Origin of the sequence: Pseudoalteromonas sp. APC 3893, assembly GCF_030408095.1 — a bacterium.
Classification (GTDB): Bacteria; Pseudomonadota; Gammaproteobacteria; order Enterobacterales; family Alteromonadaceae; genus Pseudoalteromonas.
This window is the reverse complement of the sequence record NZ_JASDCD010000020.1, coordinates 36,886-56,646: the sequence shown is the minus strand read 5'-3', so window position 1 is coordinate 56,646 and position 19,761 is coordinate 36,886. Positions and strand designations below refer to the sequence as shown.

Genomic DNA, 19,761 nt, shown 5'->3' with positions numbered 1-19,761 from the left:
ATTTTGTTTGCCAGCAGCTTAAAGCTGCCAGTCTAAAAAGTTTTGTAATAACCGCGTGCCGACTTTTGCGCTTCGCTCAGGGTGAAATTGCATGCCCGCGTAATTGTCGTTGGCTACAATGGCTGAAAATGTTTGCCCGTATTCGCCGCTAACTAGTGTTGCATCGTTAACGGTGTGGGCAAAACTGTGCACAAAATACACTTGGTCGTTTACATCAAGGCCTTTGGTCAGTGCGTGTTCACGGTTAAGGGTTAAGTTGTTCCAACCCATATGGGGCGATGTTAAATTGCCAACGTCCAGCGCTTTAACTTGACCAGGAATTTTACCTAAACACTGAACGTTACCTTCTTCAGTGCTGTCGCATAAAAGCTGCATACCTAAACAAATACCCATAAGCGGGCGTTGGTATTCATTTATCGCTTGTTGCCAACCACCTTCAACTAAGCGCTTCATAGCAACGGATGCATGACCAACACCGGGTAAAATAGCGCGTTCAAAGTTTTTAAGCTGCTCAGGTGAGGTGATAACTTCTGGCGTTTCGCCAAGGCGTTCAAAGGCAAAACGTACAGAGTTTATATTGGCACAACCAGTATTAATTATGGCAATCATAAACACCCCTTCGAACTGGCTGTTTGTTGGCTAGCATCAGCGGCAATGGCCATACGTAATGCACGTGAGAATGCTTTAAATAAGCCTTCAACTTGGTGATGGCAATTACCATCGCTTACCGATAAGATTAAGCTAATCGCAGCGTTATCACTTAAGCTTTTAAAGAAGTGCTCAACCATTTGTACGTCTAAATCCCCCGCTTTTTCACGGCTAAAGTTGGCATTTAATACAAATGATGCACGCCCTGATAAGTCAATTTGTGCTTCTGCTTTGCATTCATCCATTGGCAGCGCAAAACCATAACGAGCAATTTGCGATTTAGTACCAAGTGCTTCTTTTAATGCAAGACCCAGCGCAATACCAATGTCTTCAACCAAGTGGTGCTCATCAATGTGTAAATCACCTTTAGCTTGAATATCTAGGCCAATGTTGGCGTGAGTACGAATTTGATCCAACATGTGATCAAAAAAGCCAAGGCCAGTGCTTATCTCACCATTTTTACTTTGATCTAAATTGAGTTTGACATCAATTTGTGTTTCTTTGGTGTTGCGAGTAACACGGCCTTTGCGGTCGGCTGTAGTGAGCTTGGTAACAATCGCGTTCCAATCACCGTCGTATAAAATACCTTCGCAGCATAGGTTTTGCGCCAGGCCAATATCAGTTTGGCGGTCACCAATAACGAATGAACGACCTAAATCTACTTTACCAGAGCGCATAAGCTCGGTCAGCAAACCTGTTTTAGGCTTGCGGCAATCGCAGTTTTGCTCATCAAAGTGTGGGCAAATTAATACGTCGTCAAATTTAATACCTTGGCTAGATAAAATATCCATCATTTTATCTTGTGCGATATCAAAATCAGCCGTAGGAAAACTGTCAGTTCCCAGACCATCTTGGTTTGACACCATAACCAAACGGTAGCCCGCAGCTTGCAATTGCAGCAGGGCAGGGATCACATTCGGTAAGAATTCTAGTTTTTCAAGGCTATCGACTTGTTTGTCGGTAACAGGCTCTGAAATGATAGTGCCGTCACGGTCGATAAATAAATAGGGGTTACTCATGATACTTCCTGCTCTTTTTGCACGGTTGATTGGCTTAGGCCATCTAACCAGACTTTTACTTGTTCTAATTCTTGCTCGCTGCCGATAGAAATACGCAGCCAATCGTTTTCACCATACAAGGTAAATGCTCGCATCACTAAGCCTTGTTTAAGGGCAATATTAAAGCTGTTTTTATTAGCTAGTTTTAAGGTAACAAAGTTACCTTCACCGCTTAGCACGTTTAATACCGCAGGCGAGGTTTGAAGCCACTGTTTTAGTTTTTCTTTTAAAGCATTTAAAATACTGACTTGGCGGCGCATTGAGGTAATTGCATCAGGGCTTAGAGCATTAGCAGCAATGCTTGCGACGACGGTTGATACTGGATACGGCGCAATCACTTTACGAATTGGCGCAAGAACTGACTCTTGTGCCAGAGTAAAGCCTGTACGTAGACCAGCCAGCGCAAAGGCTTTTGAAAGCGTGCGCAGTACAACTATGTTAGCAAATTCATTAATAAGGCTACTGGCGCTTTGCTCTGGGCAAAATTCAATATAGGCTTCATCAACAATCACCAGTGCTTTACCTTCAAGGGCCGTTGCAATCGCTTTAATTTTATCAAGCGAGGTTAGGCTGCCAGTTGGGTTATTTGGGTTACAAATAAACACTAACTTAGAATTCCCCACAGCGCTGACGATATCATCCACTGATCCTTCTAGTAGCAGGGTTTGGTTTAAGCCGTTAATAGCGACATTATGGGTATCAGCGGTGACTTTATACATACCGTAAGTGGGTAAAAATAACGCGATGCTGTCTTTGGCTGGTGCGCAGTATGTGCGTACAAGTAGCTCGATGCCTTCATCTGCACCACGAGTCATTAATACTTGCTCGGTGCTTAACTGCGCATACTCTGCATAGCGATTAATCACGCTAGCCGGTTGCGGATCAGGGTAGCGATTTAAATCACTAATATTAATATCAATGTTTTTTACATACGGACTTTCGTTAGCATTAAGCCAGGTGGTGCCTGTGAGTTTTTCACTTTTAGCTGAGCTGTACGCTGCTAACGCATCAATATTAGCGGGTAATAAAGTATTATTACTCATAATTCAGTCCCTTTATTAATAGCCTCTAAACGTACTTTTACTGCATTTGCGTGGGCGTCGAGTCCTTCAGCATCAGCCAGCGGTAAAATTGCTTTTGATAAGGTTTTTAAGCCATTTTCGGTGATTGTTTGTACTGTATATGTGCGAAAAAAGTCGAGCAAATTTAAGCTTGAATAGGTTGCACTGTATCCGTAAGTAGGCAATACGTGATTAGTACCAGAGGCATAATCACCCGCTGACTCAGGGGTATAATCACCAACAAACACAGAGCCCGCATTTTTAACTTTTGCTAAATAAGGGTTAGCATCGGCTAATTGCAAGATTAAATGTTCAGGGCCATATTGCGCAGACACATCAAATGCTTGGTCAATTGAATCAACCAATATTAATGATGAATTGGCCAGCGCTTGCGCGGCGATATCTTGACGCGATAGTTTAGCAAGTTGGCGCTCTATTGCTTGCTGAGTGCGCGCAATGATTAATTCACTATTACTGAGTAGAATAACTTGAGAATCAGCACCGTGTTCAGCCTGAGATAACAAATCAGCGGCAATAAACTCAGGGTTAGCACGTTCATCAGCAATAACTAAAACCTCTGAAGGACCTGCTGGCATATCAATCGCCATACCGGGTATTGTTTGTGCTACTAGTTGCTTAGCCATAGTGACAAAGCTATTACCTGGGCCGAAAATTTTATTCACTTTTGGTACTGAGCCAGTACCATAAGCCATGGCGGCGATTGCACCTGCGCCGCCACTTTCTACGATTGTATTTATTCCGCATAATTTAGCTGCATATAAAATTGCTGGATTGATTTGCGCATCCCCTTGCACTGGTGTTGCTAGAACGACAGTCTTAGCGCCGCTTAACTGGGCTAGTACACCTTGCATGATCACAGAAGAAGGCAATGGCGCGCTGCCACCAGGTACATAGATACCTACTGCTTCAATTGCTTGATATTTTAATTCACATAACACACCCGGTTGGGTGATTAATTGAATATCTTTTGGCAATTGCGCTTGATGAAAGCGTTTAACATTTGCATATGCTGTATCAATAGCATATTTAAGCTCAGGGCTTAGCTGTTGTACTGCATTATTTATTTCTTCAATAGGCACTAATAATCGTGGTGTTGGGCGATTATCAAATTCTTTTGCCATGGCGAGTAGGGCATCATCACCTTGCTCTTTTACATTTGTCATAATGCTTTGACAAATCTCTTCTACCTTTGCACTCGCACTGACAGCAGGGCGCATTAGCGCCGCTGCTTGTGCGTCTGCGGATACCTCATTCCAGCGCAGCATCTAGTTACTCCATCATTTTTTCAATTGGCATAACTAAGATAGAGTTCGCGCCCAGCGCTTTAAGTTGCTCCATCGTTTCCCAAAATAGTGTTTCGCTGCTCACCATGTGTAGTGCAACATAATCATCAGAGCCAGCTAAAGCAAGAAGTGTAGGTTGGCCAGTGCCAGGGAGTAGGTCACAAATCTCATCAAGCTTATCTTTTGGTGCGTGTAGCATGATGTACTTGCTTTCTTTAGCTTGTTTAACACCACGTAAGCGTGGCATTAGCTTATTGATTAGAGCTAGCTTATCAGCATCTTGTAAGTCTTTATTTTGAATTAAACAGGCGTTTGATTCTAAAATAGTATCGCCTTGCATTAAGCCGTTTGCTTCAAGTGTTGCACCGGTAGATACTAAGTCACAAATGGCATCAGCAAGACCAGCACGAGGCGCTACTTCAACAGAGCCTGTAAGCATAACGGTGCTGGCGTTAATACCTTCACGTTTTAAGTATTGCGTTAGAATTTCAGGGTAAGTGGTGGCAATACGCTTACCTTCAAACCAGCTTTTATCTTGTGAACCAAGCTCTTGTGGCCATGCAAGTGCTAGGCGGCAAAAACCAAAATCAAGTTTTGCTAGTTTATTTATCTCACTTGGCACACCTTGACGTTCGCGTTCTGCTTGTACTTCTACAAGTACATTTTCGCCTACGATGCCTAAGTCACACACGCCGTCCATCACAAGGCCCGGGATATCGTCATCGCGTACGCGCAGTACGTCAATTGGCATATTGGTAGAGTGTGCAATTAAGCGCTGCTCACGTAAATTAAGTTTAACACCTAATTGTTTAAGTAAGTCTTGGCAATCTTTAGAAAGGCGGCCACCTTTTTGAATGGCGATACGTAGACGGTTGCTGTTACTCATTATTCATTTTCCTTTAATTTAAAAACTAAAAACCCCGAGGGAACCTCAGGGCGAAAATGAATCTAGTATGTTGATTCGCCAGAGGTTCCTTTTAGGAATAACCTCTCAGCGAAAGACCTGACAGGTTATTCCGGTGAATGGTGGTGATGATGTACTGTTGTCAGGTTCAAGCGCATTATAATATTTCCTAAATAACTTTTGTTTTGTATTACAGTGTCGAAACAAAAGAGTTTAATCTGTTTAAGTAAATTTCACATATAGAAAAACATATTTTTGTTACAGATGGCAAGTTTTTTTTGCATAAATTAAAGAATAAGCTATAACGGCCGATGATAAGAGTGACCAAAGGAGGAACGTATGGATATTATGATCCCTTACATAGGGCAAATAACTCGATTGCAGGTTGAGTCTAAAGGTGCTTTTCATATTGCGGGTCTAAAAGACTCGAACGCGCAGCGAATTGAACGGGAAAAGCGGCAAAAAAGGGAGTTGTCTCGACAAACTAAAATGGCAGAAAAAACTGTGCAAGAAAGAAAAAAACAGCAAGAAAACAACAGCGAAGAAGACAAGCACTTAGATACATGGGCGTAAAAGGTGTGGTAGTTTATTCACCCCAAGAGGATAATTAATTAGTTTTAACTTAGCCGCGATAAGCTTATCGCGGCGAGAACTGTTCAATTTTACTTTTCTTTGTTGGCACTGATACTACTTTGAATGAGAGGAGAAATAGTTAGACCCTGAACAATAATAGAGAATATCACGACCACATAAGTGATTATAACAATAAGGTTGTGTAAATCTGATTGCCCAATAAACACCTCATCACGTGGGATTGCCGCGGCCATTGCCAGTGCCAAACCACCACGCAAGCCACCCCAAGTTAAAATTTTCACTGTGTGTTTGTCATAGTGTCGAAATTTCTTAAAGAAGATAAACGGTGCGCCAACACTGATAAAACGGGCAAAAAGTACCATGGGTACCATAAGTAAACCCAAGCCAATTTCAGCTAAGCTGATGGGCATAGTGACAATTAGCATACCAATAATCAAAAACAATAATGCATTTAGAAAACTATCAGTGGCGTGCCAAAAATCTTTTACGTATCGAGTGTCTTCAGGCCCTGTGCGCTCAGTGGCCTTGCTACGGGTGATATTACCAAGCAATATTCCGCTGGTGACCATGGCCAATGCACCTGATATTTCCCAAATATTGGCAGCGGCAAATCCTGCTGTTGGGATAGTTAAAGTAAGTAATAAACGAATGTTGACATCGCGGCTGTTAATTATTAAAAAATGTCCCACTAGCGCAATAACTAAACCAAACGCAATACCACCAATGGCATCAACTAAGAATAACTCGCCTACATCAACTACCGTTGCTTCAGTGCCATAAAACGCCACTGCAAAAATGGTGGTGAAGATCACTAAACCAATACCATCGTTAAACAGTGACTCGCCTTCAACCTGTACAGATATTCCTTCTGGAGCACGCATTTGTTTGATAATAGCAAGTACAGCGATAGGGTCGGTTGGGCTGATCAGTGCACCAAACAATAAACAGTAAATAAAGGGCACAGGCCAACCGAGTAGCTCAAATGCGTAAAAGCTTAAATAACCAATGATGAATGTTGAAGCTAAAGTTGAAAATAGCACCAAAGCAGTGATTTCCCAGCGTTGCTTTTTTAACGCCGCTAGGTTGATTTCTAACGCACCAGCAAATAGTAGAAACCCTAACATCCCTTTGAGTAATAATTGGTTAAAATTAATACTTGAAACAACTTGGGTGATCTCAAGTGCAGTAGAATCGCCTTGTAGTTTTACTGCTAAAATTAACAATAATGAAATCACAACTGAGCCTGTCGTTATGGCAATGGTGGTTTGCATTTTCAGTATATATTGGTTGGCAAAAGCAATAAAAATTGCAATTGCAGATAAAAAACAGATCAGATACCAAGCATTCATAGATTAACCTTCAATAATGTGAACCGGTACTTACACATAGTCCATTAAAATAGTTATGTGTTGTAACGTATTTGTCAGTTTTAAGCGATGTTATTCGGCTTTTACTATAGCTGGTGAGATTCACCATAACTCTATGGTACTCCTGTCTTTTCATAAGTCACAGTGAATACACATTTTTTATAATACGATTCCGTTTATTCTTATATACTTTTGAAACTTAACCTCTAAAAAGTTTTAGAATGTTGCATTCACTTGCTCTAGGGGGATACCTTACGTAAAATCACGCTATTATATTTAGTAAAGTGATCGTTATTATCAAACAGCTATTCAGTGCAACAGGCCCATTAGCGCTTTCCCTTGATGGATACACACCTAGGCAACCACAAATTGATATGGCTGTTGCGGTAAGCGAAGCACTGAAAAACCGTTCTCAACTTGTGGTTGAGGCGGGTACCGGGACGGGGAAAACCTATGCTTATTTAGCGCCTGCGCTTAAATCTAAAGGTAAAACAATCATTTCTACGGGTACAAAAGCTCTTCAAGAGCAGCTTTATCACCGTGATCTACCGCAATTAGTCAAAGCGCTTAGTGCCAGTAAAAAAACGGCCTTATTAAAAGGGCGCAGCAACTACTTATGTACATACCGATTGAATCAGCATGTTGCTCATGTGCCAACAGATGACTCTGATGTTATGCATCAACTCGCAATGGTGGCTAAATTTGCCAGTGAAACTCATACTGGTGATTTAGCCGATTGTATTGGCATTGAAGAAGACGCCAAAGTGCTTCCTTATGTTAGCTCTACGGCTGATAATTGCTTAGGCAAAGAATGTCCTGATTTTCAAGAATGTTATATCCGAAAAGCACGCTTAACTGCCATGGAAGCCGACGTTGTAGTCGTCAATCATCATTTGTTTTTTGCCGATATGGCTGTGAAAGATACAGGTTTTGCTGAACTTATCCCAACTGCAGATGCGTATATTTTTGATGAAGCTCATCAACTTAGCGAAATTGCTAGTGATTATTTTGGAGAGAGTGTTAGTAGCAAAAAGTTAATTGATTTAATTAATGATTTACGTGCTATTTATCGTGCTGAAATTCCAGATATGCTGCAATTAGGTAAAACACTTAATAAGTTAGAGACCAGTGTAGCTGATTTACGTTTACAGTTTGGATTAGACAGTAGCCGCGGGGATTGGCGAGAAAAACTTGCCAATAAAGATGTATGTGCAGCCTTGCACCGAGTGATTAGTGATTTAGATTTCCTATATCAAGTGCTGAAGCATTGTTTAGATAGAAGCGATAAAATAGAGCACCCTTTTGAGCGAACCCTTGCATTCAAAGGGCAATTAGAACGAGTATTTGATATTAGCCAAACGGGTTACAGTTACTGGTATGAAACGACACGTCGCTACTTAACCGTACATGTTACACCATTGAACGTATCCGTTAAGTTTGCACAAATGATGCAAGAGACTGGCGCCGGTTTTGTATTTACCTCGGCTACTTTATCGGTTGATAATGGCCTTGAACATTTTAATGCAAGCCTGGGTCTTAAGCCTGCAAAAAGCATGATGGTAGATAGTCCGTTTGATTATTATGAGCAAGCATTGTTATGTTTACCTCGCTATCTGCCTGAAACACATGCCGCTAATATGCCACATGCGATTATTAAGCATACTTTGGCATTGATAAAGGCTGCAAAGGGACGCTGTTTTGTCTTATTTACTAGCTATCGCATGATGCATTTAGTTGCCGAAGGGTTGAGTACACAAATAGACTATCCTATTTATATGCAAGGCCAAATGTCTAAACGCATCATTCTAGAAAAGTTTACCCGCCACGGCAATGCTGTATTATTAGGCACAGCTTCGTTCTGGGAAGGGGTTGATGTCAGAGGCAGTACGTTAAGTTGTGTTATTATAGATAAGTTACCATTTGCAGCCCCCGATGACCCGTTACTACAAGCTAAAATGCAAGATGCACAAATGCAAGGTCACGACCCATTTGCCTATATTCAATTGCCTCAAGCGGTCATCGCATTAAAACAAGGAGTGGGGCGATTAATACGTGATAATAAAGATAAAGGTGTATTAGTCATTTGTGACAATCGCTTAGTTACCCGCCAATATGGCCAAGTTTTTTTGAAAAGTTTACCGCCAATGCGCCGTACCAGAAGCATTGAAGTGGCGAGTGAATTTTTAGAACAGATAAATTAGAGAAACCAAACATGAGTAATACAGCAACTAATCATGCCGTAAATTTTTTAGCACTTGATGCATCAACAGAAGCACTTTCTTTGGTGTTAACTATAAATGGTCAGACATATTCGCATTTTGAAGAGTGCCCTCAGCAACACAGTCAAAAAATTCTTCCTTTAGTTGATGCTCTTTTAGAAAAAGCAAATTGCCGTTTGCAAGATTTAGACGTAATTGGCTTTGGACAAGGTCCGGGTAGTTTTACTGGTGTAAGAATTAGTGTTGCCATAGCTCAGGGTCTTGCTTATGCCTGTAATTTACCGTTAGTTGGTGTATCCACACTACAAATGATGGCGCAGCAAGCATATCAAGAAACCGGTGCAACAGAGGTATTTAGTGCCATTGATGCCCGTATGGGGGAAATTTATTACGCTCAATATACGCTTGCAGCAGATAGCACCATGGAATTAGTGGCTGAAGAACAAGTACTTAAGCCAGATAATCTTGATTTAAATAATAAGCAGGGGATGGCTGTTGGCACCGGCTGGCAAACTTACCCAGAAGCATTACAAGGTATTGCCGGTTTGACGCTTAATAATGACATTACGCTGCCAAATGCTTTGTATATGTCGGCATCAGTTATTAAAGGCTTTACCCATAACCAAACTGTAGAAGCGGCTCAAGCACAGCCTAAATATGTACGTGACACCGTAACCTGGAAAAAACTTCCTGGTCGCGAATAGAATAAATCACAAACTTGCAAGGTCACTGATTATGGCACATAATTCAATTGACCTTTTTGATGAGAACTGCATGTGACTTTACCCATTGGCTCAGGTTTTTACACGGGTGATATTCCCGGTAAGATTACCTCTAAACAGAATGTAGCTAATAAACCGCAACGTTTATTAGAGCAATCTAATGGCCATGAAAAAAAGCCCGAATATGTTAAATCGAGTCAAGAAGGCTTTGATCTTGCTCAGAAACTTCAATTAAACAGCAATAAAACAAATACACAATATCAACAAACTATCTATGATCAACCCTCAGCCAAAGTAAGCAAAGCTATTTCCACTTATACTGAATTTGCCAACCTTGAGCGTCGGGCTGAAGTACAAAATTTAATTGGTGTGGATATTTACGCTTAAATTAATCCTCACAATGACGCTAGCACTAATTAGATTAGCTGGTAAATGCAACGCAAATGTTGCTCAAAGAGTAGAAATGAATTGCATGAATCAGTAGTAAAAAAAGCCCAAATACATTCAATACAGGGCTTTTTATATAATAAAGCATTAGCGTTTAACGTGGTGTTGAACCTGTTAAAAAATAAAGCTTAATTATTTATAAAGTTTATTAATTTATCTGCAATTTCAACATTATCTATCGAACCTGTAAACTCAGATGCACCAGTACCGTAGGCAAAAACTTGTACGTCTACCGCTGTGTGACCGCCCGTTGTCCATCCGGTAAAGCTTGCTTTATTAATGATATTCTTAACAACTAAATTGAGTGCTTTTTCACCCAGTTTTTTAGCTTGCTCTAATTTCACTTTATTTTGCGGGCTAAATTCAATATTTGTATTTTCTTGCCATACTGTTTTTATATCACTGCTCTGAAGCAGCAGTGCAGTAAGGGTTGTAGCGGTTGCTTTTACGCCTTTAATGACATCAGTTTCCCATTTATACTGGCTATGGGCACCAATAGATAAACCACCAGTTGAGTGATCGGCCGTGACGACTAGCAGTGTGTCTGGGTTTTGATCTATATAAGCTTTAGCAAGCTCAATAGATTTTGCAAAGTCGTCCATCTCAGCCATCGCACATGCAATATCGTTAGCATGCCCGCACCAATCAATCTGGCTGCCTTCAATCATTACAAAAAAGCCATCTTTTTTGTTTTTATCGAGTAGAGTAAGGGCTTTATTAGTCATTTTAGCTAATCGCGTTGGATTTTCATCTAACGCATATGGCATACCCACAGGGGCATAAAGTCCTAGTGCTGGTAACTGTTTTATATCGCTTAATGAACTAAACTCATCGCTGTAATGGTAACCCGCGTCTTTAAATTCTTCGACGAGATTACGATCTTCGCGAATAAAGTACTTAGTACCACCGCCTAACATGAGATCAACAGGCAGTTTTCCCGCAATTTTGTTATCTATATAATCATTGGCAATTTCGTCATAGTTACGGCGAGATTCATTGTGAGAGGCAAAACTGGCAGGTGTTGCATGATTGATTTGCGATGTAGCAACTAAAGCAGTGATCATGCCTTTTTCTTTGGCAATTTCAAGCATTGTTTTAACTGGCTTTTTATCGGTATCAACGGCAATTGCACCATTATAACTTTTATGGCCAGAGCTCAGTGCTGTTGCGCTGGCTGCGCTATCAGTGACATAAGTATGATCGTCAGGATAAGTATGTGCCATGCCCATTAAAATTGTATCGAATACTGTATTTTCAATCTGCTTAGTTTTAGCGTCATCTTTATAATAACGATAAGCAGTGGTATACGCAGGGCCCATACCATCGCCAATCATGTAAATAATGTTTTTTGGTGCTTGCTCTGCATAGAGACTGCTTGAACATAGCAGTGCCAATAGGCTTAATTGTTTTTTCATTTTTGTACCCTGTGTATTGTATGGTGTTATTGTATATGCAATGTATTATAAATAAATGTATTTTTCGTTGAACAGCCCTAAAATATAGAGGAGTAACTAGGTGCAATCATTTTCAATTCAAAGTGGCGAATTAACACTTCATGGCCTAACCTTTGGCTCAGGCAAAGAAGTCGTGATTGCGTTACATGGTTGGTTAGATAATTGTCATAGTTTTATTCCGATGCTTGATGGTGCTCAACTTTATGCGACTTGGTACTGTATTGACTTTCCTGGACATGGCAAGTCAGATTGGCGCAGCGCCGATGCACATTATTACTTTGCTGATTATATTGATGATGTTTATAACTTAATACTTGAACTAGGAGTAGATAAAGTACACCTCGTAGGCCATTCTATGGGGGCAATGGCCGCAGGTCTTTTCGCCAGTTGTTTTCCCCAAAAGGTTCTCTCTGTCACTATGATTGAAGGTTTTGGTGTGATGACTACACCTAGTGATGAGGTGGTAAAACAATTACGTTTAGCGATACTAAAACGTCACCAAATACGCAATAGAAAACCGCGATTTTATGACTCGAAAGAGCAAGTTTACAAGGCGCGGGCGCTATCCACCGATTTATCGATGGAATTAATTGCTCTATTAATGGACAGAAATCTTGTGTCGACAGAGCAAGGAATACAGTTGACAACAGACCCTAAGCTCAAAAATCATTCAGGATTTAGATTTGATGAACCACAATGTATAGCAATTATAAATGAAATAAATGTGCCATGTCAGCTGATATTAGGTTCTGAAGGGTATCCGTTTGTAGTTGAGAATTTAGCTAAATATAGTTGTTATTTCAAAGATTTAAATGTAGTTGAAGTGGATGGCGGGCACCATTGTCATATGCAAAGTAATGAGCAATGCCTATTGCAAGTTCATGCATTTATGCAGCAAACTGGTGCATGTTAATTGTATAATTGCCCCAAATGTGGGATTATTTGTCGATTAGAGTATTTGCTCGATTGTTAAAGTGCCTTACATAGTTTAAGGTTTAATAAAAATAAATTATAAACAGAACAGGAGCTAAGAGTGGAAAAGATCTGGCTTAAGCGCTACCCAGAAGGTATGCCTGAAACTATCGACCCTGAACACTATAATTCATTATTAGAAGTGTTTGAGAAGAGCTTCGCTGATTACAAAGATTTACCAGCCTTTACTAATATGGGCAAAACCTTAAGTTATAATGAGATGGACAGTGCAACTAAACGTGTTGCGTCTTATATCCAAAATGACTTGGGACTAAAAAAGGGTGCAAAGGTTGCGGTCATGATGCCAAACCTGTTGCAAACACCAGTGACAATTTTAGGTATTCTACGTGCTGGTTGTGTAGTCGTTAATGTAAACCCACTTTATACAGTGCGCGAGCTTGAGCATCAGCTTAATGATTCTGAGTCAGAGGCTATCTTTATCTTAGCTAACTTTGCTGACACATTAGAAAAAGCATTGGCTAAAACGAATGTAAAACACATTGTAGTGACACAAGTTGGCGATATGGTAGGTGGTGTTAAAAAACACATCGTAAACTTTGTCGTTAAACACATTAAAAAAATGGTGCCTACATATAATTTACCAAACCCAATTAAGTTTTCGCAGGCACTTGGCGGTGACGAGAATCGATACGTAAAGCCAGAAATTACTTTAAACGACCTTGCTTTTTTGCAATACACAGGTGGCACAACCGGTGTATCAAAAGGTGCAATGTTAAGCCATGGCAATATGGTTGGTAATCTTGAGCAAGTATCTGGTTGTTTAGATAAAGTGCTTGAACGCGGTAAAGAAGTTGTTGTTACCGCATTACCGCTTTATCATATATTTGCTTTAACGGCTAACTGCCTTGCATTTATGAAGTACGGTGGACTTAACCTATTAATCACTAATCCGCGTGATATGCCTGGGTTTGTAAAAGAGCTAGGCCAGCATAAATTTACTGCTATTACTGGGGTAAACACGCTGTTCAATGGGTTATTAAATACCCCTGGATTTGCTGAGCTTGATTTTAGCCATCTTAAAATGTCATTAGGTGGTGGTATGGCTGTTCAGCGTCCTGTTGCTGAAAAATGGCAGTCAGTAACTAACACTAAATTAATGGAAGGCTACGGCTTAACTGAGTGTGCACCACTTGTTACTATTAGTCCGTATGATTTAGAAGCATATAACGGTTCAATTGGTTTACCTGCTCCAAGTACAGAACTTAAGCTTATGCTTGATAATGGCGAAGAGGCCGCAAAAGGTGAGCCAGGTGAGTTGTGGGTTAAAGGTCCTCAAGTAATGCTTGGCTATTATAACCGCCCAGATGCAACCGCTGAATGTTTAAAAGACGGCTGGTTTGCAACGGGTGATATTGCCACTTACGATGATGAAGGCTTCTTTTATATTGTGGATCGTAAAAAAGACATGATCATTGTATCTGGCTTTAATGTGTTCCCAAATGAGATTGAAGAAGTGGTTGCAATGCATGATGGTGTACTTGAATGTGCGGCTATCGGTATTCCTCACGATGTCAGTGGTGAACAAGTTAAAGTTTTTATTGTTAAAAAAGACCCATCTTTAACTGAAAAAGATATAATAAAACACTGTCGTGATAATTTAACTAATTACAAAGTGCCCAAACTCGTTGAGTTTAGGGATGAGTTACCAAAAACCAATGTTGGTAAAATACTCAGAAGAGCTTTGAAAGATTAGCAACTATAAAAAAACCGGCAATTGCCGGTTTTTTTATTGTAGGAGCAAAAGTGCAATACCAATTGATCCAAACCCAAAATCAACTTAATGAGTTTGTAGAGCAAATTCGTAATAAACCTTTATTGGCAATTGATACTGAGTTCATGCGTCGAAGAACACTTTACCCGGAAGTTGCGTTAATTCAGGTATATGATGGAGAGCATCTTGCGCTGATAGACCCCTTAGCTGAACTATCATTGTTTGAGTTCTGGGAGATATTACGTGATGAAAATGTATTAAAAGTGCTGCATTCACCGTCAGAAGACATTGAGGTATTTCAAAAGTACGCAGGATTTGTTCCTACACCGTTATTTGATACCCAGTTTGCTTTGCAGTTACTTGGCCGTGGCAATTGCATGGGCTTTGCACACATGGTTAAAGCTTTACTTGACATTGATATCGATAAAAGTGAGTCCAGAACCAATTGGTTACAGCGTCCACTAACTCAGAAGCAGCTCGATTATGCTGCAGCGGATGTATATCACTTACTACCTTGCTTTAAGATCATTATTGAGCAAATTAATGAAGCAGACTATTTTCAGTTAGTTATCAATGAAACTAATTTAGTAGCGCAAAAGCGCGCTTATCAAGTGCCAGATGATTTATTATATAAAGATATAAAAAATGCATGGCAATTAAAGCCATCAGAATTAGTGATTTTAAAAGAACTCGCTGCTTGGCGAAGAAATAAAGCAATACGTAAAAATTTAGCGCTTAATTTTGTCGTAAAAGAGCATAACCTTGTTGAGATAGCAAAGCGTAAACCAACAAGTTTAAATGCATTACGTAATATTCCAGACGTTGAAAATATTGAAGTGAATCGCTCTGGTGTAGAAATATTGAAGTGTATAGAACAAGCAAAAATAATAGAGGTGTCTCAGTACCCTGAACAACTTAAGCGATTAATTGATTTTCCTGCTTATAAAAAAGTAGCTAAAGAAATTAAACAAAAAATTACTAAAGTGGCCAAAGAGCAGGGGATCCCTGAAGATGTTCTTGCATCTAAAAAACAAATAAATCAACTCATTAGCTGGAATTGGAAATTGACACCTGAGCAACGCACAACACACATAAAGCCTGATTTACTTAATTCTTGGCGGTATGACTACGTAAAAGAAGTATTGCAAGAGTGGGATGTGTAATTAACCAGAGTTCAGGTTAATTAGTTTGAACTCGCTTGTTTAAAGCGAGTTCTTAGCTTTTTATTGATTCATAGTAGCAAGAATAGTATCTAAATTAGCTTTTGATTTTGCAACACTTTGCAAAGGTGTAAGTCCTTGAGGGTACTCTTCTTGTTCAATCACGAGCCACTCAACCCCTCCATCAATCAGCAAAGACTTGATTATTTTTTGCCAAGGATAATCATTTTCACCAAATATTGGGCTTAAATTATCTCCTTCGTGAGTCCGTACTTTCAAATGTGTAGCTAAGGTTCTGCCTGGGTATTTTTTTATGTAATAAATAGGGTTTTTATTAGCGAAATGTACCCAGCCAATATCAAGCTGTAAGGGCATTGTTTTAGGAGTATTGCTGGCAATATTGTCCCAATATGTCGCATTTTTAAATTGCTCAAACTCCCTGTTATGGTTATGAAAGCCAATTGACATAGCATATTTCTGCGCTAATTCATTCACTTCACTGAGTTGTTTATTTAATGATTTAATTCCCTTTGGATCCCATGCTCGTTCATCCCAAGGTACAAAAAGTAGACTTACACCAAGCGATTTATAGAACAGTAGTGTACTTTCTAACTTATCTTTTGTAAGTGCGTCAAACCCAATGTGTGCGCTACTTGCAACAAGCCCTAAATTATCTAATCGAGCCCTAAGTGCACTTGGGTTTTCCTTGTAATTACCAAACTCTCCAGCAAACTCAACGCCGTTAAACCCCATATTTGCAAGTGCGTTTAAAGTACCATCAAAATCTTGTTTTAATTCATTTTTAACTGACCAAAGTTGAACGCTGATGGGAAGCGATGACTTTTTAGACTGTAACGGCATCGACAGTAAAAGGCTTATTATCAATAAAGCTTTGCAGTAATAAAAAAACGAAATCTTGTTATTAATCATTATAAAACACCTATAAAGAAGCAGGGATTGCTCCCTGCTTTGGTCTGGGCTAACTAAAAATTAATCTTGGTATGCATACTCAGTTAATCCAAGCTCAGCTAACACGCTATCAAGATGTGCTTTTGCTTCACTGGAAGGACCTGGGTAATCGCCGGCAATTGGCACATTGCCTAAATAACCAATATCTTTACAGCCTTGGGGAGTACAAAAATAAGCACCCAATACTAAATTTTTAAATCTTAAAAAGGCATTACCAATTCGTTGGAATTGAGCCGGTGTAGTATCATCAAAATAGGCAATGTCATTTAAAATAGCAGTTTGTTGATCGCTGTTTAATGCGATAAATTGCTTTTTGAAACGCAAATTAGACTCGTCATCAATCCAGGCAAGGCCATGGAGAATCGTGACCCGATCCTTTTGTTGTCCGTTATAAGGAGAGCTTACCCATTCATCAATGACGCTGGGCACATTGACATCAGTAGCGCTAGGGTTATTACCTTCTTTTGGCACAATGTAATCTGCTAAAACAGCAACTAGGTTTAATTGATGCTGAGTTAAGGTGAGCGGCCATGGAGATTCTGGTGGCATAACCATGTTAGGATCAGTGCCATAGCCCTTAGCTGTAATTGGTTTTAAATCTAATTCGGGCCAATGGCCTTTATCACTTATTTTTTCTTCTAGTGCTTTGCTGCAACCTGCAGAAAGTGACACAGCTGAACCTGCTGCGAGTAAACCGAGCCACTTAAGTGACTCTCGGCGAGTCATCCCAGAAATGTATTTATATGAATCAACACGATCTTCGTTATGCATGTTAAAGCACTCCTTGTTCAATTTGTTCTGAAATCCAGGTTGAGTTGCGCATTGCTAAAGTCATTATTGTGAGCGTGCAGTTCTTATGGGGGTTAGACGCGAATACGCCCGCATCCATAACAAATAAATTATTGCAATCCCATGTTTGCCCCCATTGGTTGGTAACAGAATCCTTAGGATCGCTGCCCATTCGCGTTGTACCAACTTCGTGAATGATCTCACCACCTTTGGAAATTGCTTTCTCTGCTGGAGGTAATTTACCTACCTTAGCACCCATGTTTTCTAAAATTTGCTTCGCTGTTTTTAAACCGTGTTTAATTTGTTTAAGTTCTCGATCAGACCATTTAAAATGAAACTTAGAAACTGGAATACCCCATTTATCTTTTGTATTTTCATCAATTTCCATATAAGTGTCATCATTTGGAAGCATCTCACCACGCAGAGCAAAGCCTACATAGGAGCCATAGGCATCGCGTACTTGTTGTTTTAACTCAGCCCCGTAGCCTTTTTTATCACCCGATACACCAGAGCCTGGTTGATTAAAGCCACTGCTTATTTCAAAGTGATAGCCACGTGGGAAGTCCAGCTCACCTTTAGCATGGGCTTTATGTCCCCACCAAGGGATAAATAGGTGATTTCCGGTATGACCATCTTCGTTATAACGAGGTCGACCTTTTAATGCTGGTATTTGAGCACCAAGCCAAGCACCGGTAGAGTCCATAAGATTACGACCCACCTGACCACTTGAATTAGCTAATCCCTTAGGGTGTTTCTTATGTTTAGAGTTAAGAAGAATACGCGCTGACTCGCATGCACTTGCTGCAAGGATAACAATATCAGCTGACAATGACTGTTCAGAAACTGTCTTTTTATCAACATACGTCACACCAGTAACTTTACCATTGTCGTCAACGGCAACAGATTTAACCATTGCATCGGTTATTATTTCTAGGTTACCTGTTGCTTTTGCCATTGGTAATAGCGAGGTGGTTGTTTGAAACGCTGCACCAATAGAACAACCATGGCCACATGGCGTTGCATAAAAGCATGCCATTCTGTCATCTTTATTACGTGTTAAAACGGCTCTGTGCATTGGCACGGCAGAAATACCAAGCTTTTTTGCACTTGCAGCAATAAGTAGCTCGGGGACTCTTGGTGTTGGAGGTGGTTGCAACACACCTGGCGCTGAAGGAGGCATATCGTCAAGGCCTGTATTTGTGCCACAAATCCCTACTAATTCTTCAGTGATGTCATACCATGGCGCAATATCCTCATAGACGAATGGCCAATCTGCTCCGTTTCCGTCTTGGCTTTTACCTTTAAAATCATGTTCACTAAACCTAAGTGAGTAACGACCCCAATGGTTAGTACGTCCACCAAGCATACGAGCTCGCCACCAATAAAAATTGGTTCCTTTTGCGTTAGTATAAGGTTCGTCAGGAACTTGCCAACCACCATCAACGGTTGCATCGTAAAAGCCAAAGTTTTTATCTTTATTCCCAGCTCCCATTAATGGGGCTTCACTGTTACGGCGAAACATCGGGCTTTCTTTTTTCGGGTCGTAATCGCGGCCTGCTTCAAGTAGAAGTACTTTGTGCCCTAATTTTGTTAAGGTATATGCAGCCATTGCACCGCCAGCACCTGACCCAACAACAAGTACTTTATGATCAAAAGTAGACATAGTTATAGCTCCTTAATTTTTATATTTTTGAACCAAACTTTGTCACCATGATCTTGCAAGCCAATATGGCCTTGCTCAGAGGTTGCAAAGTTAGACCAGGTTGCAAATTTGCTGTTTTTAACTAGGGTATTCCACGAACTGCTACCCACAACCATGCTGACGGTACTGACGCCATTTTGCCAAACCTGTAAATGATTATTCAGCATTTTGATACGTACAGTATTCCATTGCATCGCAGGTTTATGTGCGGCACTCGGTGCAGTTAATAAATCATAAATTGAGCCTGATAAATGTGAGTCAATTTCAGTATCTGAGTGGCGTTCGTTATCAATGATCTGTATTTCAGGTGCATGGGAATAAATCATGCTCCCTAATTCATCAGCAAGCACAAAAATACCACTATTGCCGACTTCACTAATCTTCCAATCAATTTTTAAATCAAAATTTTGGTATGATTTTTTAGTTAAAATATCACCACCACCTTTTGTTAGGAGCATTGCCCCATCATCGATAACCCATTTTGAGCTGATTGAATCACTTTTAAAGTTACGCCATTGCGACATATCTTGACCGTTAAATAGTAACTGCCATCCGGCTTTTTCTTCTTCTTGAGAAAGTTGATTATCGATGCTTTTAGCAAATGCGGTACCGGTAAAGGCCAGTGCAATTGATAAAACCGAAATTGTTTTAAGCATAAA

The 19,761-nt window shown here is 40.2% G+C and carries 18 protein-coding genes; 7 read left to right on the top strand and 11 right to left on the bottom strand.

Features of this window, described 5'->3' with window-relative positions; genetic code table 11:
- Positions 1-18: 18 nt before the first annotated feature.
- Genes hisH through hisG form a run of 5 tightly spaced genes read right to left on the bottom strand, consistent with a single transcriptional unit; the run spans position 19 to position 4,957 of the window.
- Positions 19-609 carry an imidazole glycerol phosphate synthase subunit HisH gene (gene hisH / locus QMA12_RS17850; RefSeq protein ID WP_058559339.1) on the bottom strand — a complete coding sequence of 197 codons (591 nt, stop codon included), beginning with the start codon at positions 607-609 and terminating at the stop codon, positions 19-21.
- Positions 606-1,667: a bifunctional histidinol-phosphatase/imidazoleglycerol-phosphate dehydratase HisB gene (gene hisB, locus QMA12_RS17845; protein ID WP_290210926.1), complete on the bottom strand. Its 1,062-nt coding sequence runs from the start codon at positions 1,665-1,667 to the stop codon at positions 606-608. Before hisB ends, hisH begins: the two co-directional genes overlap by 4 nt.
- Positions 1,664-2,749: a histidinol-phosphate transaminase gene (gene hisC / locus QMA12_RS17840; protein ID WP_290210925.1), complete on the bottom strand. Its 1,086-nt coding sequence runs from the start codon at positions 2,747-2,749 to the stop codon at positions 1,664-1,666. Before hisC ends, hisB begins: the two co-directional genes overlap by 4 nt.
- Positions 2,746-4,053, bottom strand: coding sequence for a histidinol dehydrogenase (hisD, locus tag QMA12_RS17835; protein WP_087531502.1), 1,308 nt, complete (start codon positions 4,051-4,053; stop codon positions 2,746-2,748). Before hisD ends, hisC begins: the two co-directional genes overlap by 4 nt.
- Positions 4,054-4,057: 4 nt before the next feature.
- Positions 4,058-4,957, bottom strand: coding sequence for an ATP phosphoribosyltransferase (gene hisG, locus QMA12_RS17830; protein WP_087531501.1), 900 nt, complete (start codon positions 4,955-4,957; stop codon positions 4,058-4,060).
- Positions 4,958-5,314: 357 nt separating this feature from the next.
- On the opposite strand from hisG, the gene QMA12_RS17825 reads away from it, so the two are divergent.
- On the top strand, positions 5,315-5,548 hold the full coding sequence (locus tag QMA12_RS17825) for a hypothetical protein (RefSeq protein WP_087531500.1): 234 nt from the start codon (positions 5,315-5,317) through the stop codon (positions 5,546-5,548).
- 89 nt (positions 5,549-5,637) lie between these two features.
- On the opposite strand, the gene QMA12_RS17820 is transcribed toward QMA12_RS17825, so the two are convergent.
- Complete coding sequence (locus QMA12_RS17820; RefSeq protein ID WP_087531499.1) at positions 5,638-6,918, bottom strand: sodium:proton antiporter; 1,281 nt, start codon at positions 6,916-6,918, stop codon at positions 5,638-5,640.
- Positions 6,919-7,220: 302 nt separating this feature from the next.
- Between QMA12_RS17820 and QMA12_RS17815 the strand changes: the two genes are divergently transcribed.
- The 3 genes from QMA12_RS17815 (at position 7,221) to QMA12_RS17805 (ending at position 10,264) form a co-directional block, all read left to right on the top strand.
- Positions 7,221-9,137 (top strand): ATP-dependent DNA helicase, encoded by a 1,917-nt coding sequence (locus tag QMA12_RS17815; RefSeq protein ID WP_087531498.1) that lies wholly within the window; start codon positions 7,221-7,223, stop codon positions 9,135-9,137.
- An 11-nt stretch (positions 9,138-9,148) separates the two neighbouring features.
- Entirely contained in the window at positions 9,149-9,859 is a 711-nt protein-coding gene (tsaB, locus tag QMA12_RS17810; RefSeq protein ID WP_087531497.1) for a tRNA (adenosine(37)-N6)-threonylcarbamoyltransferase complex dimerization subunit type 1 TsaB, read from the top strand.
- Between the two features lie 72 nt (positions 9,860-9,931).
- Positions 9,932-10,264 (top strand): hypothetical protein, encoded by a 333-nt coding sequence (locus QMA12_RS17805; RefSeq protein WP_087531496.1) that lies wholly within the window; start codon positions 9,932-9,934, stop codon positions 10,262-10,264.
- Between the two features lie 188 nt (positions 10,265-10,452).
- Here the strand turns inward: QMA12_RS17805 and QMA12_RS17800 are convergent, their stop codons facing one another.
- On the bottom strand, positions 10,453-11,739 hold the full coding sequence (locus QMA12_RS17800; protein WP_290210924.1) for an alkaline phosphatase: 1,287 nt from the start codon (positions 11,737-11,739) through the stop codon (positions 10,453-10,455).
- Between the two features lie 100 nt (positions 11,740-11,839).
- On the opposite strand from QMA12_RS17800, the gene QMA12_RS17795 reads away from it, so the two are divergent.
- From QMA12_RS17795 to rnd, 3 genes are all read left to right on the top strand, one after another.
- Positions 11,840-12,691 (top strand): alpha/beta hydrolase, encoded by an 852-nt coding sequence (locus QMA12_RS17795; RefSeq protein WP_290210923.1) that lies wholly within the window; start codon positions 11,840-11,842, stop codon positions 12,689-12,691.
- 120 nt (positions 12,692-12,811) lie between these two features.
- Entirely contained in the window at positions 12,812-14,464 is a 1,653-nt protein-coding gene (gene fadD, locus QMA12_RS17790) for a long-chain-fatty-acid--CoA ligase FadD (protein WP_290210922.1), read from the top strand.
- A gap of 50 nt (positions 14,465-14,514) precedes the next feature.
- Positions 14,515-15,645, top strand: coding sequence for a ribonuclease D (gene rnd / locus QMA12_RS17785; RefSeq protein WP_290210921.1), 1,131 nt, complete (start codon positions 14,515-14,517; stop codon positions 15,643-15,645).
- Positions 15,646-15,705: 60 nt separating this feature from the next.
- Here rnd and QMA12_RS17780 read toward each other — a convergent pair whose 3' ends face one another.
- From QMA12_RS17780 to QMA12_RS17765, 4 genes are read right to left on the bottom strand one after another with little or no spacing between them, the layout of a single operon-like run.
- Positions 15,706-16,572: a sugar phosphate isomerase/epimerase gene (locus tag QMA12_RS17780; RefSeq protein WP_290210919.1), complete on the bottom strand. Its 867-nt coding sequence runs from the start codon at positions 16,570-16,572 to the stop codon at positions 15,706-15,708.
- Positions 16,573-16,632: 60 nt separating this feature from the next.
- Positions 16,633-17,382 (bottom strand): gluconate 2-dehydrogenase subunit 3 family protein, encoded by a 750-nt coding sequence (locus tag QMA12_RS17775; RefSeq protein ID WP_290210918.1) that lies wholly within the window; start codon positions 17,380-17,382, stop codon positions 16,633-16,635.
- 1 nt (position 17,383) lies between these two features.
- Positions 17,384-19,063 (bottom strand): GMC family oxidoreductase, encoded by a 1,680-nt coding sequence (locus QMA12_RS17770; RefSeq protein WP_290210917.1) that lies wholly within the window; start codon positions 19,061-19,063, stop codon positions 17,384-17,386.
- Between the two features lie 2 nt (positions 19,064-19,065).
- Positions 19,066-19,758, bottom strand: a complete 693-nt coding sequence (locus tag QMA12_RS17765) for a DUF1080 domain-containing protein (protein WP_087531609.1) — start codon at positions 19,756-19,758, stop codon at positions 19,066-19,068.
- Between the last annotated feature and the right edge of the window lie 3 nt (positions 19,759-19,761).